Origin of the sequence: Thioflexithrix psekupsensis (genome assembly GCF_002149925.1) — a bacterium.
GTDB lineage: Bacteria > Pseudomonadota > Gammaproteobacteria > Beggiatoales > Beggiatoaceae > Thioflexithrix > Thioflexithrix psekupsensis.
In genome coordinates this window covers 827,446-853,709 of record NZ_MSLT01000012.1, presented here as the reverse complement: position 1 = coordinate 853,709, position 26,264 = coordinate 827,446, and the positions used below count along the sequence as shown (strand labels likewise).

The window sequence follows — 26,264 nt, the reverse complement described above, 5'->3', positions numbered from 1 at the left end:
AACATTACACTCCTATTTTCAATAAAACTTCTTTAGCCAGCATATTAAATTCTTCACAAGATTCTATACTGCCACCAAACATAAAAATAGATTTCGGATCGGGAATTCGTAATTCTCCATTTTCAATGTCTTGATTAAAGCAATCGGATAAAGACTTTCTATCAATAATTCGGCTTTCCATAACAGGAAAATGGTATTTATCCACAATATGCTGTCTTTGTTTTTGGAAAGTGTGGCGTAAATATTGGGCATTAGAAGAAATTTTAGAGGGCAACACGCCAATAATTTGCAACGCGCCTTTACCAATGCTCATTCGGGTTTCATCAATTTGACGAATAAAATGGCGCACATTCGGCAATCCTTGATTAGCAAAAGGTTTTAAATCAGAAGGAATAATTAAATAATCGGCAGTAATCAAAGTAATTTCGGCATAAATATCCCGCGAAGGCGGCGCATCAATAATCACAATGTCATATTGATCTTTGACCAATTGCAATTTCTTATGCAAACGAAAACGAGTGTGTAAAAAAGCAGTGATTCGACTTTGTTTATCAATCAAAGTAATGTGAGAAGCAATAACATCAATTTCTGGTGCATTAAAATTAACTGAAGAATGACGAATATCAGGTATAAAACCATTTTCCGCTTCTTCGAGTAAATTAAACACATTGCGATCTACTAAATCATCATCTTCATCGAATAAAAATTTAATTAATCCCGTTGCAAAAGTAGCATTAGCTTGTGCGTCAATATCGATTAATAATACCCGTTTGCCCATATTTCTCAATGCGGCCGCTAAATTCACGGAAACGGTGGTTTTACCCACGCCGCCTTTATTGTGATAAACACCAATAATTTTCATATTGCTGGATTCCTGAGAAGAATAATTTATTATTTCTGGTTCAACTTGTTGAATAATTTCAACGGGATTATGCTGAACGTTATCTTGAGTTTTATCTTGCGCTTTATTTTGGCTGAGAACTCGTTTTCCAATGAGTTTTTTTAAATCAAACATATTGTTCTCAATTCCTTTAACAAAACAACGAAAAACAAGCCGAATATCTGCATTAATCTGCTCATAAATACGCAATTCTTTAGCATTTGTCAACAGACCATAACGGGCTTTAGTTTCTTGTAAATAGCGGGTTAATTGTTTAACGTGATCATTGTCTAAATGTTGACTGGGTTTTTTTGCTTCTATCACCAATTGATGCGCTAAAAAATCCAATCTGAGGCGATTAAATGCAGGTTGCTGCACCCAATCACTGGCTTGATAATCTAAACGCGGCAATAAATAACTGGCAATAAATTTAGTTTCAACTTCTTTTTCATTACGACAAATTTCAGGATCAAATATCGCATTTTTTTGCGGTAAAGTAAAAAACTTTTCGACCAAGCGATAAAGCGTTGTAGTGATATTTTCCGAAAAACCAACAATTCCATTAGCACAAAAGCTATCTAATTCTCTGGCACGTGCAATGGCCTCCTCTGTGTAATATAAATATTCAACATAATTACCAGATAATTGATTTTTTTTGCTTAACTCATCCAATAGGGATTTACATTTTTTACTTCTTTTTCTGTCATTTCCTACTGATTCAATTTGCGATTTAATTGCCTGATAATCTTCAAAATGTAACAACAACCATAATTCAAAACAAGGATTGCTATAAGCTAAATAGTGATTAGCACTTTCTTGTTGCCATTGTTGTAAATTATTTAATGATTCTTTAGGCCAAGTATCGGTATCAAATACAATCCAAATTTCATCATAATTTTGTAATTGCATTTCCTGTGTGCATTGACGGGAAAATTCAATTAAATGCTTAGGTGCAGAATGATATTGTTGTGCTTCTGGTTTTTTATGCAATCTAATTTAAATTCTGCTATCCGTCAATTGTTTCTTAACAAATCTTTTTAGCTCATTAAAATAATCTGGCTCTTTTTTTTCACCCTCAGCAATAATAATGATATATCTAAAACGATCTATAGGTTCTTGCTGGCGCGTGGTTGGTGTTTTTTCTCTGGGCATTATACTTTCCACCCCAAAGTTTCAATGTCCGCAATAAAAGGGATACCACCAAAACGACCTTTTAAATAACCATTGACCACATTCAATTCTTCCACTGCGGCATCTGTCATTGAATAAAGCATAGATTGTTGTAGATTATCTTTTTCTACAAACCAAATCTCATCTTTTCTAAATAACTGCTTAATGTCCAGCAAATTAACTTCATGTGTGGTGGCAATTAATTGGCTGTGATGGGAATTAAACGCACCATGATTTAACACCAGTTCAAATAGTTTATAACTCAATAAAGCATGTAAACTTCTTTCTAATTCATCAATAATAATTGTAGTGTCATTTTCTCGCAGACGCATAAGAATAGGCATTAAATTAATAATTCGCCGTGTGCCGTCAGATTCTTCAAACAATTCAAAAAGAATTTTTTTATTTTCCGCATTAGTTCTTACTGTAAAAATTTTAAATGCGTCTAAAATATATTCGCTACTTTCTTTGATTAAATAATTGCAATCCGAATAAGATATAAACTGCACTTGGCCGCTACCATAAGGAAAACTGGATTTAATTTTTTCTTTTATTTGATAAGGCATTTCTCGGTCTTTTTCTAAAGCCAATGGCTCAAAATGAAGCTCACTAATACCAAAATCAAAAAAGCGTAAAGTCTGATTGAAAAAATCATTATCCATACTAGACAATAAATGTAATAATAAATTTTCTGAGTGAGGAAAAATAATGGATAATTTTTCTTGAAACCAATGATAAAATAAATGAAAGCGTTTAATATTTCTCTCAGCACAATTGGTTAAAAATAATAAATTAGCTCGCGTGCCTTTGGCTTCAAATTCTAAGCGTTGTTTATCTTCCTCAGAAATATTTTCAAATAAAGGGTGTTTATAATCAAAACCAATCAATTGTTCTCTGCGTTCAAAAATAGAAACTTCCTCTGTTTGATTAATATCAAATAACCACTCTTCCACGACTCGCTGCTTATTTAGAATAAAACCATAAGCATAAGCCTTATTTGCCACATAAAATTCAAATTCAAACCGACTGGGTTTATTGTAATTACTTTCATTGAGGCGAAAAGGAATTAATGGAATATTTTGTGATTTTTCTATGCCTTCAACAATCATTTTTTGCGCAAAAGACATGGCTTTAATTAAATTAGATTTACCCGACGCATTAGCTCCATAAATAATAGAAGTTCGCAAAATTTTACGCGATTGTGCTTGAGAAAAATTCACCACGTGATGCGGATGATTTTCTTCTTCACTGGCGAGTAAGTTGAAATCAACTCTTTGGTTAAAAGATAAAAAATTTTCTACAGTAAAACGAATCAACATATCAAATCCCCTATTCAATAGCAAATATTGCTAATAAAATCTAAGCTAATTTGACTCCACCAAAGCACTTAAACCATCTTGAATAAATCGCCATGTTCCCGTAATGTAAAGTGTATCAATATCCTGTTTAATAGACGCAGGAAAAGGGGCATAAGGACTGGCTAAATAAACAATTCTTTTTGCGGCTTGATCTAACAAAGGATGCCCTGATGATTTCTTAACAGCCACGCTTTCTACACCTCCACGCACGTTCAATCCCACTTCTAATACCAATCGCCCGGTCAAATTTTGCTTGCGGGCTTCTTCAGGATAATTAGAGTTACCAATTTGTTCGACTTTTCTGCGCCATTCATCCATATAAGCGGCATATTTATATTCTTTAGTGCTGGGAGAAATGCGTTTTTCTCTGGTGCGTTTAGAATAATCATTAAATTTTTCATCTAATTCTGCTTGCATACTGGCGTAATTAGCCAAAGATTGTTGTATTAATGTCGTGGGTAATTTTTCGGTTAATAAAGTGCTGCGTTCTGCGTCACCATCCGCATATTGTGCATCTTCGATTTCCGTAATAGACTCGTGTTGTTCTACCACAAATTCGGGCGCAGATTCGCGTTGAGTCAACACCTGTGTTTCAGGCATTTCCTCAGCCCGTGCCAATTCAGGGGGCGGAGGCGTGGCGATTTCGCGGGCATGAGGGTCAGGAAACGGCGCAACCAACGGCGTAGAGGGACGTTCAGGGGTATCATTGCTGCCGCTGCCTTCGCTGTTAGATTGCGCCAAAAAATCGGCTTTATTCGGCTCAGAAGGCGTACTTTTCTGCACCAAAATTACCTGCATTGAATGTTGTTGCGTTTGATTCGGCAAAACAAAATTAAAACCCACTGCATTAATAATAAAAACATGCAACACTAATGATAAAAATAACGCTGTCATTAAACGTTCAATACTAAGAGAAGCAGACATCAATAAAACCACCTATTGATAAGATAAAAACTGTGCCATCCAAAGTGCCAATCCCAAAAACAATAATAAAAATCCCGCGACTGGCCAAGCCAACAAACGTTGTTCCACATAAGTTAAGCAAATCGTAGGCAAAATCGAGACCTTTTGCAATGATAATAAAACATTTTGCCATAACACTTGCCATTTTGCATAAAAAACCTGCCCTATTGCAAATAAATTTAAACCCAATTTAATACTGAGATAACGAATAAACCAAAATATATCCCCCGCAGGTATCTCAAGGCGCAAAGAAATAAAATATTTTTTTTGTAAAAATAAGAATAAAACAAAAACAAGGAGTGCAATCATCAACATCACTGCACTTTCCATTAACACTGTATCAGATAATAGCGAAATAGAACGAGATTGTAACCAGATGGCAGCCAATAATAATCCCAATAACCAAATTCCCCAAATTATCCACAACACACTTTTTAAAGAAAAATCAATGGTTGTTTTCATTTCAAGGCGACTTGCCAAACGTAAAAAGTGCAGTAATAACAAACTACTGGTTATGGTAGAAAGGCTTAATGCTAAGGGTAAAAAATCAAATCCAATCACTGAATGATGAGCAATTATTTGTTTTAATTCTGTTTTGATAAAAATTCCAGTAGTCAATGGTGCGCCGACAATCATTAACGCAGGAATTGCCAGAGAAAATAATAGAATTAAGCGTTGCTTTTTCGTCATTTCTATCTGCAACAAACCATAACCAAAAAATAACGCGCCTTTAGTTAAAGTATGATGCAAAAGAAAAGTGAATAATAATGCCTGCAATATTCCCCAATTTCCTGCCGAATGCCAGCCTAAACCCAGCATAATAACCACTAAACCGATCTGACTAATACTAGAATAAGCCAAAACTGCTTGTGCCTGTGTCTGCATTAAACCGACCAGCACGCCATAAAACACAGCGACGATACCCAGTAGCAACAACAATGATCCCCACATAGGCGCGTCAAACTGACCCAGAGGCAAGAATTGCACCCAACCCAATACCCCCGTATGTAACATTGCTCCTCCCATCACCATCGCCGCCGCAACGGGCAATCCCTGATAGGTGATCGGCAAACTGACATGAAATAAAAATAAACCCGCTTTAATTCCAAATCCCACCAACACAAAAGCAATAATAATATCTTGATATTCTGCTGATTTCACCATTGCTTCGGCTATTTTTCTCAAATTAAATACTGGTTCACCCTCAACCATTGCCACATGAGCCATTAATAATAATGCCGCAAATAATAACATTTCTCCAGCAATCACAAAACTTAAATAAATCCGTCCCGCTTGCAATACCGTTTCATCTTCATAACGGCGATAAATGACCAAACCATAAGCAGAAAAACTCATTAAAGCAAAGAAAGTGTAAAAACTAATAATATCTTGAGCAATAATAACGCCTAAATTACCCGCCATACTCAGTAAGAAAAAAATAAAAAACTGATGTAACCGCTTATCTTGTGCCATAAAAATGCGGGCAAATAAACCCGTTATTAACCACAATAACGCAGTAACACCTAAAAAAACGCGCCGTGATCCATCTAAACCAAATTCCGCTCCCAATAATCCCCATGTGAAATAAAAACTTTGGCCGCTATTTTCCATCCAAATTATCGCCACCAATAATGCAGGCAAAGCCGCCCATGGTGCCCATTGAATTAGCACATCCCGCCATTCTCGAATCACCATAGCTAAAGCCAATAATAAGGGAGTTAAACATAAAAAAACAAAGGAAAAAGCAGTAGCTACATTAATCAGTTCAATTAAATCAGTCATTACAACCATATCCTTTATTTTTAATAAAATTCACGGTTAGAAATTAAACTTGCCCAAGTCAAAGGACTGAAAGGAGCAAAGGCTAATAAACCCGCTAATAAAGACAACGCCGCAGTTATTAACGGCGGGAATAATAACATTAATGCCGTTTCATGACGGCCGAATTTAACTTCGTGAGGCCATTCTTGACGCATTGGCTTAAACCAAGCCGTATATAAAATAGGTAAAAAATAAGCCGCATTTAATAAACTGCTTATAATTAAAACCCCAATGACCCAATCCATATTGGCTTCTAATGCGCCCATTCCCAAATACCATTTACTGACAAATCCAGCCACAGGCGGCACGCCAATCATTCCCATTGCGCCTATGGTAAATGCACCCATTGTTAAAGGCATTTTTTTCCCTATGCCTTGCATTTCACTGACTTTATGAATGCCTAATGTTTCGGCAAAATTACCCGCGCAAAAAAACAAAGTAATTTTCATAATGCCCTGATGCACCAAATGCACCACGCCACCGATAATTCCCAAAGGGCCAAACAGAGAAACACCTAACGCAATATAAGACACTTGACTAACCGTAGAAAACGCCAAACGTTTCTTTAAATCATCTTGAAATAAAGCCCGTATTGAACCGTAAATAATCGTGATAGAAGCCAATACCGTTAATAACACCAAAACACCCAAATCATGGGCAAAATGAACCCCATAAATATCATAAACTACCCGCACAATGCCAAATGCCCCCGCTTTTACCACCGCCACCGCATGCAATAAGGCACTCACAGGCGCAGGCGCAACCATTGCCTGCGGCAACCAACCGTGCAAAGGCACTAACGCCGCTTTTACGCCAAAAGCAAGTAGAAATAAAATAAAAATAATGGTTAAAGCAAAATAATGATCTTCTCCCACATTTTTCATAATGCCTTGTTCAGCAAAATCTTGAGTTCCTGTAATGCTATATAACCAAATAATTGCAATTAATAAAACTGCACCGCTGGTAATGGTATAGCGCAAATATAATCCGCCTGCATTAATAGCTTTTTCTGTACCGCGATGCACCACCAATGGATAAGTTGAAAGCGTTAACAATTCGTAGAAAATAAAGAAAGTAAATAAATTATCTGCCATTGAAATGCCCATTGTCGAAGCCACACATAAACTAAAGAAACCAAAAAAACGACTTCGATGCGGCGCATTTTCTAAATAACCAATCGCATAAACCGTAGTAATTAACCAAAGAATTGAAGACAAAGTAATAAATAACATTGCCAAAGCATCAGCCTGAAAAGCAAATGTGATGCCCGGTACTAAATTAAAACTACTATAATATTCTTCTTTTTCATTAAACACACCATTCAGCATCATACCCACAAAAATTATTTTTAATAAAGCAGCCAATAAATTAAGAATAGTTCTGGCAAAATGCCGCGTTTCAGCCAACATAAAAATTAAAATAGCAGGCACTAAAGAAGTTGCCAAAACTATAATAGGTAACCAATTATCAAAATTCACTGTTTTATACTCCCTGTTACAAATGGGCTACCCATTTCTAGCACCGCTAAAGGTTGATAACTAATAAATCCCAATATAATCGATATAGCCGCTAAAATCAGGGGTAATAATTCCATCGTTCTCGGTAATGGAGTTAAAGCGTCTAATTTAGGTGAATTAAGATTGGGATTAATAAACGCATAACGCAATACTCTAAACATATAACTGGCCGATAATAAGCCACCTATTAATATCACTGTCACTAACCACCATTGCGCACTAGAAAATGCTGCATTTAATAATAACCATTTAGCCACAAATCCACCACTGGGCGGCATTCCCATAATACTCACCCCTGCTAATGCTAAAGCAAATAAAGTTAAAGGATAGGCTTGCATTCTGCCTTTTAATTCGCTTAATTCATCTGTTTTTAAGGCATATAATAAATTACCCGCAGCCATAAATAATGCCGCTTTAGCAAAACCATGCGTCAACATCTGATATAAGCCCCCTTGCCATGCCATTAAACTGATAGGGCTGTCCATTTCTAATACCAAAGGAAATAACAAAAACATATAACCCAATTGTGCCACTGTAGAATAAGCAATAATTAATTTTAAACGAGTTTGACGCAATGCCTGTAATGACCCCCAAATAATTGCCATTGCACCTAATAAACCCAGTAAGAAACCCATAGACGGTAAAACCGTATTTGGAATTAAATATAGCCATAAACGAATAAGTAAATAAAGAGTGGCCTTCACCACTAATGCAGACAATAATGCACTCACCGGTGCAGGCGCGCCCGCATGAGCTGGTGGCAACCAAAAATGTAAAGGAAAAAGTGCTGATTTCGTTAATAATCCTAATACCAACAGCATAATAGCTGTCATGGTCAATGGTGTTAATTCTATTCGTTCACTCAGCAAATATAAATCTAATGTTCCATAAGAAGCATATAATAATGCCACACCCAATAAATACAATGCAGAAGCCAATAATGCTATCATTAAATAACGCATTCCCGCCTGCATAGCCGTCAAGCCACCACTTAACACAATTAATGGCACGGCCGCCAGCGTTAAAATTTCTAACGTGACATATAAATTAAAAATATCTGCGGACAAAAATAAACCATTCAAACCACTCCATAATAATAACCACAATGGCCAAAATAATTCTGCTTTATACTTATCTTTATATTGGCTGAAATAGGATAAAGCATACCCACTAATAGCACTGCCGACCACAACACTAAGCCACAGCATAAATAAACTTAACCCATCAATACGCCATTCAATCCCTAATGGCATCCCCCAATTACCTAATTTAAAAATCAGAATAGATTGTTGCCAAACCGCTTGCGTTAATGGATATAAACTGCTCCATAAAATAAGCAATGTTAAAAAAAATAAGCCCTTTAAAAAACGAGAACCCAATAAAAAAATAAGCACCGCCGCCAATAAAGGCATCATGACTAATGCAGTAGCCGATCCCGTTAAAATATCCATTGCTCGTTTTGTTTCCTTTTACAGTAAATAAAATGGAATAAATTTAATTCGTTCATCGCTCAGAATATCACTCTTGATGATGACAAAATCTATATTTTACGACATACTGTTAAACAATATTGGTTTGTCTTAATTTTTTACAAGCATCATTGAGCAAAAGGACAATTTTATGTACCAAAAACGTGTGATTCAACACACTCGCCCATCTTATTATAGCCATTTGATTTTATGGATGAGTTTATTATTGATGACGCTCATCAGTGTCTGGGCTTATCATGCCGAATTAGATGAAGTCACACGAGGTTATGGGCGCGTGATTCCTTCAAGTCATTTGCAAGTGGTGCAAAATTTAGAAGGTGGCATTATTGCTGAATTAAATGTTAAAGCGGGCGATATTGTGGAAAAAGATCAAGTTTTATTACGTATTGACGATACTCGTTTTGCTTCTTCTTATCGAGAAAGTCAATTAAAAGCAGTCGATTTAGAAGCCCGTTTAGCCCGTTTGCAAGCAGAATCACAAGAAAAAAAATTTACTATTCCCAAATCACTTAATGCAGAACAAAAAATTGCTTTTGAACGCGAATATCAACTCTATCAATCTCGACAACAAACTTTACAAGCCAATTTAGATGTTTTAAATCAACAAAAACAACAGCGGGAATTAGAAGTTAAAGAATTAAAAACCCGCCGCACTCAAATACAAAATAACCAAAAATTAATCCAGAAAGAACTTAACATCACCGAACCTTTAGTGAAAAAAGGCGTGATGTCAGAAATTGATCTCTTGCGTTTACAGAGAGAAAACACCACATTACGAGGCGATTTGGAAACCATTAATGCCAGCATTCCGCGAGTTGAAGCGGGTGTGCGCGAAGTGGTGCAAAAGATTGTAGAAGCCCGCTCAAATTTTCGCAATCAAGCTGTGCGCGAACTAAATGAATTACAATTAGAGGCTTCACAACTCAGTGAATCCAGCGAGACCCTGAAAGATCGCGTGGTGCGCACGGCGGTGCGTTCTCCCGTGCGTGGAACGGTCAAGCAAGTGAAAATGACCACCATTGGTGGGGTGGTACAGCCCGGTATGGATTTGGTCGAAATCGTGCCGTTAGAGGACTCTTTGCTGGTAGAAGCGCGGGTACGTCCAGCCGACATTGCTTTTTTGCGGCCGGGTTTGGCGGCGATGGTGAAATTAACCGCTTATGATTTCTCTATTTACGGCGGATTAACGGCACATTTAGAACATATTAGTGCAGACAGTTTATTAGATGAACGGGGAGATTCTTATTTTTTAATTCGGGTGCGTACTGAAAAAAATTATCTTAATCATTTACAGCAATCATTACCGATTATGCCCGGAATGACAGCACAAGTTGACATTTTAACGGGTAAAAAAACGGTGTGGTCTTATTTACTAAAACCCATTCATCGTGCATGGCATAATGCGTTACAAGAACGTTGATTAACAAGGAAATATTTTATGTTGAATAAAATTATCGCATTTATTTTTATGGTTTATTTTATCCCCGTAGGAGCGGAAAATCAAACCGCACCAACGATTTTAATTATAGGCGACAGTTTAAGTGCAGGTTACGGCATGAAAGCGGAGGAAAGTTGGCCGCATTTACTGCAAAAAAAATTGCAAGAACAAAAAAGTTCTTACCGTGTTATTAACGACAGCATTAGCGGAAATACTACGCATAATGGTTTATCTCGTTTGCCTGATTCATTAAAACAATATCAACCTGATATTGTTATTTTGCAATTGGGAGGAAATGATGGATTGCGCGGATTAAGTTTAAAACAGATGCGTGACAATTTTATTCAGATGATTGAAAAAATTCAGAATCAAGGCGCAAAACTGCTTTTATTAGGAATAAAAATTCCCCCTAATTATGGTGCTGCTTATACTGAAAGATTTGAAGCTATTTTTCTTGAATTAGCAGAACAATATAAACTGCCATTTGAGGCTTTTTTTCTGGCGGGTGTTGCTGATAACCCTGAGTTAATGCAAAGTGATGATATTCATCCTAATGCCGCAGCTCAACCAATTATGTTAAATAATATATGGCAGGTATTAGAGCCATTATTATCAGATTAAGTCATATCATCAGATTTTTTCTTTATCTTGCACGCAAACCACAGGCAATTCTTCGGCTATCCATGCGTGCATTCCGCCCTCTAATAACAAAGCAAAGCGATAGCCCTGTTGTCTCAATAAACGCACGGCAATCGCGGATCGCCCGCCAGTTTGGCAAATTAACACAATGCGTTCTGATTTTAAAGTTTGGAATTGGGGATTATTTTGAATATGGGCTAATAACTCAGGTAAAGGAATGTTAATAGAACCTTCAATATGTCCCATTGTGCTGTGAAATTCATCAGCTAAACGAACATCTAATAAAATAGTTTTTTTATTTGTTTTTTCTAACCATTCTTTTAATGACAGTGGATTAATCGTTGCCCGCCATCCTGCAATAAAACGGGGTAATAAACGAACCATTAAAAACAACAAAGCCACCGAAATGACTAAAATAATGCCTTCGGGGTCAGTCATGCTAATTTGATGGTCTGAATTGACATTCATTATCAGTTAATTACTTACTTCTGTGATTGAAGATTCGGCCGATTCTGCTATTTTATTAGCCACTTTATCCAGTTTAAGATGAAACCAAAAACGCGAACCACATCCCAACTGACTTTCCACTCCCATTGTCCCTCCCATTAAACAAACCAATTGATGGTTAATAGCCAATCCCAATCCCGTTCCTCCATGCCGACGAGTGCTAGAACCATCGACTTGAGTGAATTTATCAAAAATATGCAAACAATGTGATTCTGGAATGCCAATTCCTGTATCAATCACTTCAAATTGAATATCTACCGCTTGCTCCGTTTGTTCTAAAATTTGTGCCCGCACAATAATGTGGCCTGATTCAGTAAATTTAATAGCATTTTCAATCAAATTCTCAATAATCTGAGAAATTCGTTCATTATCTCCTTGAACATATTGCGGTAAATCATTTAAGCCTTCAGCTTTAAAAGTTAAATTTTTCTGTTCAATTTTAGGATAAAAACGTTCAATTTGACGATTGATCAAATCACGCAAACTAAACGTATTGATATATAAAGACATTTTACCCGCTTCTAAATGAGCAATATCTAAAATTTCGTTAATAATGTTCATTAAATTATCGCTAGAAGATTGCAACACTTCTAAATATTCTCGTTGTTTAGGGTCTTCAATAATGTACAATAAAAAATCAGTCATGCCAATAATGCCATTCATGGGCGTGCGCAATTCATGGCTAATATTAGCCATAAATTCACTTTTAGCACGGCTGGCAGCTTCGGCTTTTTCTCGCTCAATCACTAATTCTGCATTTAAACGTTGTAAGTGCAAAGTACGTTGATAAACTTTCTCCTCTAATTCATCTTTAGCGGAAGCTATTTGTTGATAGGCTTTACGCAATTCAATCACCATTTTATTAAAAGCATTGGCTAATGCACCAATTTCATCTTTTTGTGTTGTTTCTATTTGCGTTTCTAAATCACCACGTCCCACTTTTTCACTGGCTTCAGCTAAATGTTGCACAGGTTGAATAATAAGGCGATTTAATACCATAAATAAAAGCAAAAACGCCACTAAACTGCTTAAACTAACAATAAAAAATAAATAATCTCGTAATAATCTCCCAGCAGCCAATACATTAGATTCAGGCAAAATGGCATAAATATAGAGATCATCAAATAACATTGCGCCTTGTAAATAAGCAGATTGGTTTTGAATCATTCCTAAAACAGGTTCAAATTTATTTAAATTATCCACAAATAAATCTAATTCTTCACGTGGTAATTGTTTCGACAATTTAATATCCACCAAACGGCTACGGGGTTGATATAAAACCTGCCCTTGTCGATTCATAACAAAAAGATAACCCGAACGATCAATTAAAATACTATTAACCTGACTATTTAAAAATTCAGGATGCAAAGATAAAAATAAATAACCATACAAACGCGCTTCGGAATGAGGAGATAAACGATACAATAAAGGCTGTACTAAAATTAAACGTAATTGATGCGCTGTTTCTGTGGCATTAAACAATACCATCACTTCTGAACTATTTTGGGTGCGATGAAATAATTGCGCAATATCTGCTTCATTGTAAAAAGAAGGTATTTTTTCGACTGAAAACCATTGCATTTCATGACCATCGACTTTTAGTAAATGAATGGCTAAATAATGCTCATAAGTATCTAAATAAGAATTAAATAAACGCTTTACCGCTTCTGCTTGATTTTGAGTGCGCTGATCAGAGGTGGTTTTTAAATAGTTTTCTAAGGTTTCGGAATGGGATAATAATTCAGTATTAGCACGTGCAGTTTTCAAATGCAAACGACTTTCTTGAGTGGCTTGACTCAAGGCTTTATTCATCTCTGCCAATACAGTTTGTTTGGACGCTGTCACTAAAGCATCATAAGCAATTTTACCTAATAATAACATGGGTAAAATAATGAGTGGTATTAACATAAAAGTTAATTTTGTTTTTAATGTCATATTAAGAATTACCCATCGTTTTTACTAAGATAAAAATCCAAATTAAATTTTTTATACTAAAAAACAGTTTCCACAAACCCGCTTCAATTTATAAAGTGCAAAAAATAAACCATTTTTTTTTTGTAAATTATTTTTTCATTAAAAATCATGATGTTAATTTATTCTTTAAAGTAACAAAGGAGGCATCGGACAATCTAATGCCTCGGTGATCGCCCGCAACACCTCCATTTCTCGCGGACGCACTTGCCCATCACTCAAGACACAAGTGGCGTAAGCGGTCACCACTTGCTTTTTTAACAAGGGATTTAAGGCTTGCAAACGCCGCAAAGCTGTCTGTAATTGACGTGCAGAATAGTGGGCTAAATGAGGTGGTGAAATCGTTTGCGAAGTCAAAATAGATAAACCAGCTTGATACGCCGTTTCTCCCCCTCCAACATGCGCTAATAAAGCCAAAAATATAATGGCTTCTGTCAACACAGGTTCTAAAGTTGATAAAGGCTTTATTCGTGGCGCAGATAACACAGGAAGATGCTGATGAATAATGGTTGCCAATACAAATTCAAATAAACTAAAACGCCCATCAGCTTTAATCACAGCATCAATAATTTCTAAAAAATATTTTCTTTCAGGATAAGATAAACGTTTTAATGCAGGAATAGCCAAGTCAATTAATGGCAAGCGTCCTTCTATACCAAAAGATTGAATTAATGGCATTAACTTAATAACCGCTTCTAATGTATTTGCATTTGTTTTATCTTGCAAAACTTGTTGCTTTTTCTTTCGGTCACTGATTTTACCTTGACACAATAAAGCATAAATTAATTGCTGTGCGGTTTCTTTGTGTCGTGCTTGCGCTAATAATTCGTCAGGTAAACGTTGATATAATTCCGCCGCATAGTGTAAATGTTCTGGGGTTGGTTTGCCGATTTGTGCAGTTAAATGGCGAGCGGCTTGGGCATTAAATTGATTGTTTTGTAAATAAGCCGCTTCGGGAAAAGGTGGCACAGTGCGCGGGTCAATAATTGCTTGTTGTTTTTCTTTTTGTTTTTGCCATTTAAAACGGTATTTATAAGTTAAATCTAAACGAATCACTCGTGCTTCTAACGGGGGATGTGTTGCGGTAATTTTAGAAAAATGCGTGACTAAACTTTGCGCAAAACACATGTGACTAATCGCTTCGGTATGAAAATTAAAAAGTTTTGCCCCTATCTTATCATTTTTAATTTTAAGTAAGGCATTAATTAATCCTTGACGATTTCTAATAAATTGCACCGCAGAAGCATCCGCTAAAAACTCTCGTTGTTGACTAATCGCTGCTTTAATAATGCGCCCAATAAATAACCCTAAATAACCCATAGTAATTAAAATCAATGCAGGCGGTAACATTAAAGGAGAAACTTGTAAATTTTTTAAATATTCTCCGCCAGTTAATTGTTGAAAATGCTCTCGCCGATGTTGATAAGTGCCATTGGTGAAGAGAAAAAAACCCAATTGTCCAATCACTAAAATACCCGATAATAGTCCCACCAAATGCAAATTTAAACGAGTATCTCCATTTAAAATATGACTAAATTCATGCCCAATAACGCCTTGCAATTCTTCTCGATTTAATTTTTCTAATAAACCACGAGTCACCACTAAAATTGTTTCCGTCGCCCGATAGCCCGATACAAACGCATTAATACCATATTCATGGTCTAATAAATAAACGCTAGGGACAGGAATGCCAGAAGCAATTGAAATTTCTTCTACTACATTTAATAAACGACGCTCTTCAGGACGTAAAGCATCGGGAGGAATTTCAATTGCGCCTAATAAATAAGCCAGTGCATCAACATCTTGTGCCAATTGGTACATGCGCCATCCCGTTGCACCTAACATAATGCCAATTAAAGCAATATTAAGCCATATAATAATAGGATGATATAACCAGACTTGAAAACTCTCAATAAAAATAAATTGAGACAGCAATAAAAAGAAAGAAAAATTTAAAATAACAACAATCGCCACTATTGCTAATATAAAGTAAAATAACAATAAGCGTGTTTGTTTTCTAGCCTGATCTTGATGATGAAAGAAATCCATTTTTTTAATGCCAAATTCAATGAGCTTGAATCAGATAACCTTAGTATTTTGTTATTCTAACAGGCCAAAGTATAGCAATTAAAAAATGGTTTGTGAAAGGGTGGGCTTTGAAGAAAATGGAAATAGAGAGAGGAAAATATTGACAGATAAGTGATTTATTTTTTTAGCTTTTCATGAGTTTGCACCATCGTTTGATAAGATTGAATTTGCAAAGCAGATTCCAAAACATTGGCTTTTTTTGCCATAAATTCTATCCCCACTTCAAAGTTTGACGGTTCATCCTCCATTGGCTCGCACCATGCGACGCGCCCTAAAAATTCAAAAGGTGGAGTCAACATCACCACAATGCTCACAATCGTGCCTATTTCCCACACCTGAGTCGATTTAAACGCCAGCCCCCCCGAACTGACATTTTTTGAATACACCTCCTCCAGTGGCACAAGCACATCACTCACTAATGGCTTGATAGTCAAAGGAATTTCAACAGGATGGCGGGTAAATTTTCGTGATTGCATTTTGTTTTGCTTTAATTCAAAATAAATTTATCGTACACTTTACGGACTTTGGATTTTTTAACAAAACCCACAACCAATACTATTCGTAAGGAGTGACAAGGCGATTAAAAACAGATGACAATTTAATGGCAATTTGCTTAGAATAATCGTTTTGTTAGTCATTATTTTTATTAGAGATAAAAAATAGAGTTGCAACATTCAATGAGTATAAAATTTATGAACCTGTTTAGACAAATGAAAATCCGTACCAAAATATTAGCCACTTCTTTAGCCATTGGTTTTTTACCTGTGGTGGTTATTGGTTATTTTGCTTTGGTAGAAAGTCAAGACGCATTATCACGACAAGCATTTGGTCAATTAGAAAGTATTTTAGAGCTTAAAAAAGGACAAGTTGAATCTTTATTTTATACACGACAACAAGACATGCAAGTATTGTTGAATGTGGTTAGTACGTTTCAACAGAATGCGTTCCTTAAATTTGAAAGCATTCAAGAAAATAAAATTAACCAATTACAGAGCTATTTCCGTGAACGTGCCAATGATATTGCTGTATTGGCAGAAAGCTCATCAGTTATTGCTTCATTGCAACAATATGAAGAAGCCTTATTTACGCAAGGAGAATCTGCATCAACATTGGATTGGCCAAAGAAAATTGCTGAACAATTTGATAATGAATTCCGTCGTTATTTGGTACAAGGTTATCATGATGTGTTATTAATTAGCCTGCAAGGCCAAGTATTGTACAGTGCAACTCGCGGTGAGGAACAAGGACAAAATTTACTGCAAGGCGCATTGCAAACCACGGGATTATCTCGTGCTTTTCGGCGGGGAAGAACTCAATTTTCTATTCAAGATATTAGCCCCCATGCACCTGCTGAAAATAAACATATTTTATTTTTAGCCATGCCTGCTTATAACAGTTTAAAAGAAGTCAATGGCGTGGTGGTTATGGCTTTAACGACAAATCCTATTAATGACATTATGCAGCAATATGCGGGCATGGGAGATACGGGAGAAAGTTATTTAATTGGACACAGTAATAATCGCTTTAGTTATCGCAATCAAGGCCGTGCTAATTCTGGAGATCGTGCGTTGCAATTTGGTGTGGAATTCACGGGAGATACGCAGTTTTTACGCGCCATATTGCGTGATAATAAACCCGTTATTGATTTAAAAGCGCACGATATTGATTTTTTACGTGCTGAGGCGATCAGTCCTGTTAATATTTCAGGTTTAGATTGGTTAATTGTCACCACTGTAAAATTAGAAGAAGTGTTGAGTCCCAAGCAACAAGGGGAACGGGATGATTTCTTTACTCGATATGTGAAGCAATATAATTATCGGGATTTATTTTTAATTCATCCTGATGGTTTAATTTTTTATTCTGTAATGAGAGAATCTGATTATAACACTAATATTATTAGCGGCAAATATGCGAATTCTCCTTTAGGGCAAGTGGTGCGAGAAGTATTAAAAACGCGAGCATTAGGTATTAGTGATTTTGATTTATATCCACCCAGTGATAATTCTCCTGCCGCATTTATGGCATTGCCATTAATTCATGGGGGAGAAATTAAATTAATTGTCGCCTTGCAAATGTCTAATGAACGCCTAAATCAAATCATGGCATACAATACAGGAATGGGAGAAACAGGCGAAACTTATTTAGTCGGTTCTGATTATTTATTACGTTCAGACAGTTTGCGCCAACATAAAGAATTTTTTCTAAAAAATGCCCTTAATGAATCGTTAAATCGGCGTATAGAAACCAGCAGTGTGAAAGCCGCATTAGCAGGAGAAATGGGCAAACAAACCACACAAAATTATGTGAATGAACCTGTTTTGTCAGCTTATACGCCCATTAAAGTGGGACAACATCAATGGGCGTTAATTGCTGAAATTTCTAAGCAAGAAGCTTTCGCGCCTATTCGGGTTTTGCAATGGGGAATGGGTTTTACTGCGTTGGCTATTACATTGATTGTGTTATTTATGATTAGCCGATTTAGTCGTCGTTTAGTCACTCCTTTATTGCAGATTAGAGAACACTTAAAATTATTGTCGCAAGGAAGAATTACTAAAACTGATATTGTCTATAAAGCCAATGACGAAATTGCTGAGATTATTCAATCGGTGCGTCAGCTTAAAGACAACACGCGAGAAACCATTGAACAAACTCGTGCTATTGCTTCAGGAAATTATGATAAAGCCGTGATGATGCGCTCTGAAGAAGATGAGCTAGGACGGGCGTTATTGGACATGACCAGTACCCTACGTCAAGCCATTTCGCAAACGCGCACGCAAGACTGGTTAAAAGGCGGTCAAGCGCAATTAAATGACACTATTCGCGGTGAGCAAGATTTAGCCGCATTAGCGCGCAATATTATTACTTTTCTCTGTACTTATTTAAAAGCCCCAGTGGGTACTTTTTATATTTTGCAACCGCCTAATGCGCAACACGCCCAACCTTTTTTAAAATTATATGCCGCTTATGCGTTTCAAAAACGCAAACATTTGGCTAATGAATTTGAAATTGGCGATGGTATGGTAGGGCAAGCTGCTTTGGAAAATCAAAGCATTTTGGTTAGTGAAATTCCTGATGATTATCTTAGCATTCAATCTAGTTTAGGTTCTGCGCCACCGAGTAATTTATTAATCATGCCTTTTTCTTATGAAACTCAATTAAAAGGCGTGTTAGAAATTGGGATGTTTGCGGATATTGATGCGGTGCAATTTGAATTTTTAATGCAAGCCATGCCGATTATTGGTATTGCGGTACAAACGGCTGAATCGCGCAATCAAATGCAAGCCTTATTGCAACAAACTCAACAGCAAGCCGAAGAATTGCAAAGTCAAGCCGAAGAATTGCAAAGTCAGCAGGAAGAATTGCGCCAAGCCAACGAAGAATTGCAAGCACGCACGCAAGCCTTAGAATTGCAAAAAGAAGACATTCGCAAAACCAATGAGGCTTTAGAAATTAGCCGCACCGCAATTGAGCAAAAAGCGCAAGAATTGGAATTAGCCAGTAAGTATAAATCAGAATTTTTGGCGAATATGAGCCATGAATTGCGCACGCCGTTAAATAGCTTATTAATTTTAGCGCAATTGTTAATCGATAATAAGACGGGAACAATGACCGATAAACAAGTCGAATATGCCCGCACGATTCACAGCGCAGGTTCTGATTTATTGTCGTTAATTAATGAAATCCTTGATTTGGCCAAGGTTGAAGCGGGTAAAGTTGAAGCCCACGTGGAACAGGTGGAATTGATGGAATTATTGCAAAATATTGAGCAAAAATTCCGTCATTTGGCTGAAGAGAAAAATTTAAGTTATGAACTGAATGTTGCAGGTAATTTGCCCACGCATTTATTCACGGATGGACAGCGGTTAAAGCAGATTGTAAATAATCTGTTATCTAACGCCTTTAAATTTACCAGTCAGGGCAGTATTAAAATGCAAGTGACACGCCCTACTCCAGAAATGGCAAAACGTTTAAATCTGCCTGCTCATTCCAGTATTGCTATTGCGATTTCTGACACGGGAATTGGCATTGCTAAAGATAAGCAACAGGTAATTTTTGAAGCCTTTCAACAAGCCGAAGGCAGCACTAATCGCCGTTATGGTGGCACAGGATTGGGTTTGTCGATTTCTCGCCAATTGTCGCGTTTATTGGGAGGAGAATTATTATTAGAAAGTGAATTAGGGAAAGGCAGTACTTTTATTCTTTGCATTCCTGAGCAATTGCCGAATATCACCCCAATGCCTTCTATGCCCAGTTCGGTATTAGAAGCGGCAACGCATTCACCAGTGGCTTCTTCTTTTGCACCTTCATTTAAACCGAAAGTAGCGCAAATAGAAACTGATAAATCGCGCTCTAAATCATCCACTCCCTCTGGTGAAATAGCGACGGATTCCAACGCGGCTAATAAAGTGGAAGAAACATTAGAATCCAGCGAATCTTTACCCATTGCAGATGATCGAGAATTATTAAATAGTGCGGATAAATTAATTTTAATTGTCGATGATGATCGCAAATTTTCTCATGTCTTAATGGAATTAGCCCATGAAAAAGATTTTAAATGCCTAATTGCTGAAGATGGTTTGACCGCATTGACATTAGCACAGCAATATCAACCTGATGCGATTATTTTAGATATTGGCTTGCCCGGAATGGATGGTTGGGGAGTCATGGAAAAATTGAAAGATAATCCCGAATTGCGCCATATTCCTGTGCATTTTATGTCGGCAGCGGATGAAAATCGAGATGCACGGCGAATGGGCGCAATTGGTTATTTATTAAAACCCATTAGCATGGAAGCATTAAGTTCTTCTTTCCGTACCATTGAGCATTTTATTGAGAAAACATTACGCAGCATTTTAATTGTGACGGATAGTGATGAGAAAAGTAACGAAATTTTATCACTGATTGAAGCAGAAAATGTTTCCCCTACGGTGGTGAAAACTTGCACCGAAGCCACACAGCAATTGTCACAGCAATCTTTTGAATGTGCCATTATTGATGTGGATGTGGAAAAAGCAGGGCAAGGACTGCAATTATTGGCGCAATGGCACGATCAAGATAATCCCAGTCAAGTTCCCGTGATATTGTACAGTGATCGAGAATTGAATGCCGAAGAGGAATCATTGCGTCAAAGATGTGAAGATCGGCTGACCATTAAAGAGGTGAAATCACCCGAACGATTGTTAGATGAAGCGACTTTATTTTTACACCAAGTTTCTGAACAATTGCCGCCTGAGAAACGCTCTATGTTGCAGCGTTTGCATGATCGAGAAGCAATTTTTAATGGCAAGCGAATTTTATTAGTGGATGATGATATTCGCAACACCTATGCGCTGGCGACGTTTTTAGAAGGTAAAAATATGGAAGTTTTAGTGGCAAATAACGGCCAAGAAGGCTTAGATACGTTGGCTGAAGAATCGCCTATTGATTTGGTATTGATGGACATTATGATGCCTGAAATGGACGGTTATGAAGCCATGCAAAAAATTCGTGAACAACCCGCATTGCGCAAATTGCCGATTATTGCATTGACTGCAAAAGCCATGAAAGGAGACAAAGCCCGCTGCATTGAAGCTGGCGCAAATGATTATTTAACGAAGCCCGTCGATACGGATAGATTGTTGTCGTTAATGCGGGTGTGGTTATATCAGTAATGTACAGCAAATTAGCCGCGTAATTTCATGATGGCCACAGATTCTTGTAATAACACCAAACGTTTTAACGCATTGTCTAATTCTAATAATTGTTGTCGTTGTTTTAACGGTAAAGGCAATAATTCACTTAAACGATGACTGACCCAATTGGCACTGCGATAATCAATGTTTAATAAACTGCAATAATGCTTGTCCAATTGCTTTAATAAATGGGCTAAAATATCGGCTAATTCTTCAAAAAGATGAGGTAATTCTTGCACGGGATCATCGGCTAATAATTTTACTCTGGCTTCAATTAATTGATTGCTTAATGTGCGGCGCGATAACACGCGAAAACGTTGTTGTCCTTGTGCATCAATGCCTAACAAGCCATCCGCCCGTCGATCCCAATGAATAATTTTTGCCAATGTCCCTGTGTCGTGAATTTGCACTTGATGATCCAATTCGCTGCCTTCTTGAATCAAACAAACGCCAAACGGGCTATCTGTACGTAAACAATGACTGACCATGTCCAAATAACGCGGCTCAAAAATGCGTAATGGCACAATACCGCCAGGGAATAAAACCGTGTGTAATGGAAATAATGGCACGGTTAATTCAACATCATTTTTACTCATTCATTTCAACTCCCCAGCGCGGCAATAAAGAATGCTCAATTCGTAATTGATCCAGAATTCGAGCCACAATAAAAATAATTAATTCGTCAACCTGTTTAGGACGGTGATAAAAGCCCGGATTGGCAGGCAAAATAACTGCGCCTGCGCGGGTTAAAGTCAACATATTTTCTAATTGAATGCTGGACAAGGGTGTTTCTCGGTGGACTAAAATTAATAAACGCCTTTCTTTTAAAACCACATCGGCAGCGCGTTCGATTAAATTTTGACTTAATCCGTGGGCAATCGCCGCTAATGTCCCGCTGGTGCAAGGACACACCACCATCGCTCTGGGGACGCTGCTGCCGCTGGCAACGGGGGCTGTCCATTCTTCTTGTCCGAAAACGCGCAATTGACCCGGTGCGGCGTGAAAATAATCGCTTAAAAAACGCTCGGTTTGTGCGGTGTGGGGCGATAATTTTAAATCAGTTTCCATCGCAATGACTAATAAACCTGCTTTAGAAATCATTAAATAAACCGTTTCTCCCAATTGCAATAATTTCTCAATGAGCGTTAAGCCATACATTGCGCCAGAAGCTCCCGTTATGGCAACGGCAATCGGTAATGTACTCATGCCTGTTGTTTTAATCCTTGCAATAATCTATCGTGTAATTGTTCAAAATGGCCATTGCTCATAATTAACACATGATCATGCGGTTTCACTTCGCTTAATAAATGGTTTAATAGCAAGGCGGTATTTTGAAATAAATAAACCTGTGGTAAACGGGCTAATGATTCGGCTAATGACCAACTTAATTGCGGCGGTTGATAGACAATAACTTGATCGGCTAATTGCAGCGATTCGGCTAAACTGTCACGAAACACACCTTGTTTCATGCTATTGGATCGCGGTTCTAATACGGCAATAAGGCGTTGTTGGCCGATTTGGGCGCGTAATGCGGCGAGAGTCACCGCAATGGCAGTGGGATGATGGGCAAAATCATCGTAAACATGAATATTCTGCACGATTCCGCGGCATTCTAGGCGACGTTTGACGTTTTGAAACGTGGCCAACGCCTCACAAGCCAGCGCGACGGGTACACCCGCATGACGTGCCGCGGCAATGGCGGCGAGGGCGTTGTTTACATTATGTTGTCCGAAAATTGACCAGTTCACATCCCCAACGGATTTATTGTTATACTTAACTTGAAAACGGCAGCCGTTGTCTTCTATCGTGTCGGCTTGCCATTGGGCGTGAGAATCGCCGAAGGTTTCGCGGGGAGTCCAACATTCGCGTTGTAAAACAGTTTCGATACTGCTTTGTTGGGCGTGAACAATTAAACCTTGCGACGGTAGGGCGCGAACTAAGTAGTAAAATTGTTGTTGAATCGCTGCTAAATCCTTGAATATATCGGCATGATCATATTCTATATTGTTAATAATCAGAGTATTCGGGCGATAATGCAGAAATTTAGAGCGTTTATCAAAAAATGCGCTGTCGTATTCATCTGCTTCAATCACGAAAAATGCGCTATTCCCAAGATCAGCCGATACGCCAAAATTTTCAGGGATTCCGCCGATGAGATAGCCCGGTGCCAAGCCTGCATGGTGTAGTATCCAAGTTAAAATGCTGGTGGTGGTGGTTTTACCATGCGTCCCTGAGACTGCTAATACCCACCGATCACGCAAAACATGATCAAACAGCCATTGTGGCCCCGAACAATAGAATAAACGTCGATTTAACACTTCTTCTACTTCTGGATTACCGCGAGTCATGGCATTGCCAATGATGACACAATCGGGCGCGGGCGATAAATGCGCGGCATCGTAGCCTTCAAAATAAGTAATCTGTTGTGCGGCCAATTGCTGGCTCATGGGGGGATAAATGGCGTGATCAGAACCTGTTACGGTATGACCTAGTTGGCGTGCTAACAGTGCCAATCCCGCCATAAATGTGCCACCAATGCCGAGTAGGTGAATGTGCATGATGTGAAATGTACTGTACTAAGGTGAAATCATGTGTAAAAGTTTTTTAAATCTTGTTTTGAATGCGCCACACGTGACACGATAAAGCGAGATTTATCCTCTACATTACGAAACAATCAACTGCCCTATGATAGTGGCTTTTTAAAAGATTTTCGATGGGCTTAACAATGACATTGTTCAGTTTTTGAAGAGGAAGGTTTTAGTTTAACCGCACAGTTTAAGTAAAACCCTCCTCTGTGCATTAGCGATTCAATACCAAACCGATAAATGGCTATCTATAAATAGGTTTGAAACACCAGAATAAAGCAACAAAATAAACGCTAATTTACCCCCCAAAATCATCCAACAAAATATTATCCCGTTCTACACCAAGCCCTTCCAACATATTAATCACCGCGGCGTTCATCATCGGCGGGCCACACATGTAATATTCGCAATCTTCGGGTGCGGGATGATCTTTCAAATAGTGTTCGTACAACACATTGTGAATAAATCCCGTGTATCCTATCCACTGATCTTCGGGCAAAGGCTCGGATAAAGCAACGTGCCACGTAAAATTAGGATTTTCCCGCGCCAACATGTCGAAATCTTCCACGTAAAACATCTCACGTTTACTGCGCGCCCCATACCAAAATGTCATTTTACGCTGACTTTTCAAGCGGCGTAATTGGTCAAAAATATGCGACCGCATCGGGGCCATGCCCGCGCCGCCCCCGATAAACACCATTTCGTGATCCGTTTCTCTGGCGAAAAACTCCCCGAATGGCCCCGAAATCATCACCTGATCACCGGGTTTTAAACTAAAAATATACGACGACATTTTGCCCGGTGGCGTGGTTTCAGGCGCACGCGGCGGCGGTGTCGCAATACGAACATTCAACATAATAATCCCTTGTTCTTCGGGATAATTCGCCATCGAATAAGCCCGTAAAACAGGCTCAGTCACCACAGATTCATAACGCCACAACTGAAACCGATCCCAATCTTCACGAAACCGTTCAGCAATCGCAACATCTTGATATTTAACATGATGTGGTGGGGCTTCGATTTGAATATAACCGCCTGCGCGAAAATCCACATGTTCACCGGGTGGCAATTCTAACACCAATTCTTTAATAAAAGTGGCGACATTGTCGTTAGATCGCACCGTACACAGCCATTTTTTAACGCCAAACACCTCTTCTGGTACATGAATACGCATATCTTGTTTTACGGCGACTTGGCACGACAAGCGATCCCCAGCTTTGGCTTCGCGTTTAGTAATATGATTTTGTTCCGTGGGGAGAATTGCGCCGCCGCCGCTGAATACTTTCACGCGACACTGGGCGCACGTGCCGCCGCCGCCGCACGCCGATGACACGTATAACTGTGAATCGGACAACGCGCCCAACAACTTAGAACCGACTTTGGCTTGAATGGTTTTTTCGTCATTCACGACAATATTCACGTAACCGCTGGCGACCAATTTCGACTTGGCGGCCAAAATAACGAATACTAATAGAATGACAACCGCAGTGAATAATAATACACCTAAAATAATTTCTAGCATAAGTACCTCTCTATATTATAACTGAATGCCAGAAAATGCCATGAAACCCAATGACATTAACCCTGCGGTAATAAAAGTAATGCCCAAGCTTTGTAATCCGTCAGGCACATCACTGTATTTTAATTTTTCCCGAATTCCGGCTAATACCACAATGGCCAAAGCCCAACTGACTCCGCTGCCGAAACCGTAAACGACACTTTCAGAAAAATTATAATCGCGTTCGACCATAAATAAAGTGCCGCCTAAAATGGCACAATTTACCGTAATTAAAGGCAAGAAAATCCCTAAAGCATGGTACAAACTGGGGAAATATTTATCTAATAACATTTCTAAAATCTGCACCAATGCAGCGATCACACCGATATAACTAATTAAGCCTAAAAAGCTCAAATCCACATCAGGAAATCCTGCCCATGCCAATGCACCATCTTTCAATAAAAATTGATAGATTAAATTATTAATAGGGACAGTAATAATCTGCACCGCAACGACAGCAACACCCAAACCAAATGCCGTTTCAATTTTCTTAGAAATGGCGAGAAAAGTACACATTCCCAAAAAGAAAGCCAAAGCCAAATTTTCAATAAAAATAGACTTGACCAATAAACTCAAATAATGTTCCATTATTTCACCTATTTAAGCC

19 protein-coding genes are annotated in these 26,264 nt (G+C 38.0%); 3 read left to right on the top strand and 16 right to left on the bottom strand.

Annotated features, from left to right (window positions below):
• Nucleotides 1-4: 4 nt before the first annotated feature.
• Genes TPSD3_RS18130 through TPSD3_RS08790 form a run of 7 tightly spaced genes read right to left on the bottom strand, consistent with a single transcriptional unit; the run spans nt 5 to nt 9,160 of the window.
• A complete protein-coding gene (locus tag TPSD3_RS18130; RefSeq protein WP_086488175.1) occupies nt 5-1,870 on the bottom strand; it encodes an AAA family ATPase in 1,866 nt (621 codons plus the stop codon).
• Between the two features lie 6 nt (nt 1,871-1,876).
• On the bottom strand, nt 1,877-2,032 hold the full coding sequence (locus TPSD3_RS17250) for an RloB domain-containing protein (RefSeq protein WP_140048521.1): 156 nt from the start codon (nt 2,030-2,032) through the stop codon (nt 1,877-1,879).
• On the bottom strand, nt 2,032-3,369 hold the full coding sequence (locus tag TPSD3_RS08810; protein ID WP_086488174.1) for an AAA family ATPase: 1,338 nt from the start codon (nt 3,367-3,369) through the stop codon (nt 2,032-2,034). The genes TPSD3_RS17250 and TPSD3_RS08810 overlap by 1 nt, the downstream gene beginning before the upstream one ends.
• A gap of 45 nt (nt 3,370-3,414) precedes the next feature.
• Nucleotides 3,415-4,332 carry an energy transducer TonB gene (locus tag TPSD3_RS08805; RefSeq protein ID WP_086488173.1) on the bottom strand — a complete coding sequence of 306 codons (918 nt, stop codon included), beginning with the start codon at nt 4,330-4,332 and terminating at the stop codon, nt 3,415-3,417.
• A 12-nt stretch (nt 4,333-4,344) separates the two neighbouring features.
• Complete coding sequence (locus tag TPSD3_RS08800) at nt 4,345-6,153, bottom strand: proton-conducting transporter transmembrane domain-containing protein (protein ID WP_176329801.1); 1,809 nt, start codon at nt 6,151-6,153, stop codon at nt 4,345-4,347.
• A 20-nt stretch (nt 6,154-6,173) separates the two neighbouring features.
• Complete coding sequence (locus TPSD3_RS08795) at nt 6,174-7,670, bottom strand: complex I subunit 5 family protein (protein WP_176329800.1); 1,497 nt, start codon at nt 7,668-7,670, stop codon at nt 6,174-6,176.
• Nucleotides 7,667-9,160, bottom strand: coding sequence for a complex I subunit 5 family protein (locus TPSD3_RS08790; RefSeq protein ID WP_086488171.1), 1,494 nt, complete (start codon nt 9,158-9,160; stop codon nt 7,667-7,669). Before TPSD3_RS08790 ends, TPSD3_RS08795 begins: the two co-directional genes overlap by 4 nt.
• A 169-nt stretch (nt 9,161-9,329) precedes the next feature.
• On the opposite strand from TPSD3_RS08790, the gene TPSD3_RS08785 reads away from it, so the two are divergent.
• Both TPSD3_RS08785 and TPSD3_RS08780 read left to right on the top strand, forming a co-directional pair.
• Nucleotides 9,330-10,619 (top strand): HlyD family type I secretion periplasmic adaptor subunit, encoded by a 1,290-nt coding sequence (locus tag TPSD3_RS08785; RefSeq protein WP_086488170.1) that lies wholly within the window; start codon nt 9,330-9,332, stop codon nt 10,617-10,619.
• Between the two features lie 18 nt (nt 10,620-10,637).
• A complete protein-coding gene (locus TPSD3_RS08780; RefSeq protein WP_217884407.1) occupies nt 10,638-11,258 on the top strand; it encodes an arylesterase in 621 nt (206 codons plus the stop codon).
• 9 nt (nt 11,259-11,267) lie between these two features.
• Here the strand turns inward: TPSD3_RS08780 and TPSD3_RS08775 are convergent, their stop codons facing one another.
• The 4 genes from TPSD3_RS08775 to TPSD3_RS08760 all read right to left on the bottom strand — a co-directional run bounded on the left by TPSD3_RS08775 (nt 11,268) and on the right by TPSD3_RS08760 (nt 16,318).
• Nucleotides 11,268-11,744 (bottom strand): rhodanese-like domain-containing protein, encoded by a 477-nt coding sequence (locus tag TPSD3_RS08775; RefSeq protein WP_086488169.1) that lies wholly within the window; start codon nt 11,742-11,744, stop codon nt 11,268-11,270.
• A gap of 6 nt (nt 11,745-11,750) precedes the next feature.
• The gene (locus TPSD3_RS08770; RefSeq protein ID WP_176329799.1) at nt 11,751-13,691 is read right to left on the bottom strand and encodes a hybrid sensor histidine kinase/response regulator; all 1,941 of its coding nucleotides are present in this window, start codon (nt 13,689-13,691) and stop codon (nt 11,751-11,753) included.
• Between the two features lie 192 nt (nt 13,692-13,883).
• A complete protein-coding gene (locus tag TPSD3_RS08765) occupies nt 13,884-15,803 on the bottom strand; it encodes a M48 family metallopeptidase (RefSeq protein ID WP_086488167.1) in 1,920 nt (639 codons plus the stop codon).
• A 155-nt stretch (nt 15,804-15,958) separates the two neighbouring features.
• Nucleotides 15,959-16,318 (bottom strand): PilZ domain-containing protein, encoded by a 360-nt coding sequence (locus TPSD3_RS08760; protein WP_086488166.1) that lies wholly within the window; start codon nt 16,316-16,318, stop codon nt 15,959-15,961.
• Between the two features lie 234 nt (nt 16,319-16,552).
• On the opposite strand from TPSD3_RS08760, the gene TPSD3_RS08755 reads away from it, so the two are divergent.
• Nucleotides 16,553-21,493 (top strand): response regulator, encoded by a 4,941-nt coding sequence (locus TPSD3_RS08755; protein WP_176329798.1) that lies wholly within the window; start codon nt 16,553-16,555, stop codon nt 21,491-21,493.
• An 11-nt stretch (nt 21,494-21,504) separates the two neighbouring features.
• Here the strand turns inward: TPSD3_RS08755 and TPSD3_RS08750 are convergent, their stop codons facing one another.
• The 5 genes from TPSD3_RS08750 to nqrE all read right to left on the bottom strand — a co-directional run bounded on the left by TPSD3_RS08750 (nt 21,505) and on the right by nqrE (nt 26,245).
• Nucleotides 21,505-22,110, bottom strand: coding sequence for an LON peptidase substrate-binding domain-containing protein (locus TPSD3_RS08750; protein WP_086488164.1), 606 nt, complete (start codon nt 22,108-22,110; stop codon nt 21,505-21,507).
• The gene (locus TPSD3_RS08745; protein WP_086488163.1) at nt 22,103-22,720 is read right to left on the bottom strand and encodes a flavin prenyltransferase UbiX; all 618 of its coding nucleotides are present in this window, start codon (nt 22,718-22,720) and stop codon (nt 22,103-22,105) included. Before TPSD3_RS08745 ends, TPSD3_RS08750 begins: the two co-directional genes overlap by 8 nt.
• Nucleotides 22,717-24,072, bottom strand: a complete 1,356-nt coding sequence (gene mpl, locus TPSD3_RS08740) for a UDP-N-acetylmuramate:L-alanyl-gamma-D-glutamyl-meso-diaminopimelate ligase (protein ID WP_086488162.1) — start codon at nt 24,070-24,072, stop codon at nt 22,717-22,719. The genes TPSD3_RS08745 and mpl overlap by 4 nt, the downstream gene beginning before the upstream one ends.
• 325 nt (nt 24,073-24,397) lie before the next feature.
• Nucleotides 24,398-25,621, bottom strand: a complete 1,224-nt coding sequence (gene nqrF, locus TPSD3_RS08735) for an NADH:ubiquinone reductase (Na(+)-transporting) subunit F (RefSeq protein ID WP_086488161.1) — start codon at nt 25,619-25,621, stop codon at nt 24,398-24,400.
• A 15-nt stretch (nt 25,622-25,636) separates the two neighbouring features.
• On the bottom strand, nt 25,637-26,245 hold the full coding sequence (nqrE, locus tag TPSD3_RS08730) for an NADH:ubiquinone reductase (Na(+)-transporting) subunit E (protein ID WP_086488160.1): 609 nt from the start codon (nt 26,243-26,245) through the stop codon (nt 25,637-25,639).
• Between the last annotated feature and the right edge of the window lie 19 nt (nt 26,246-26,264).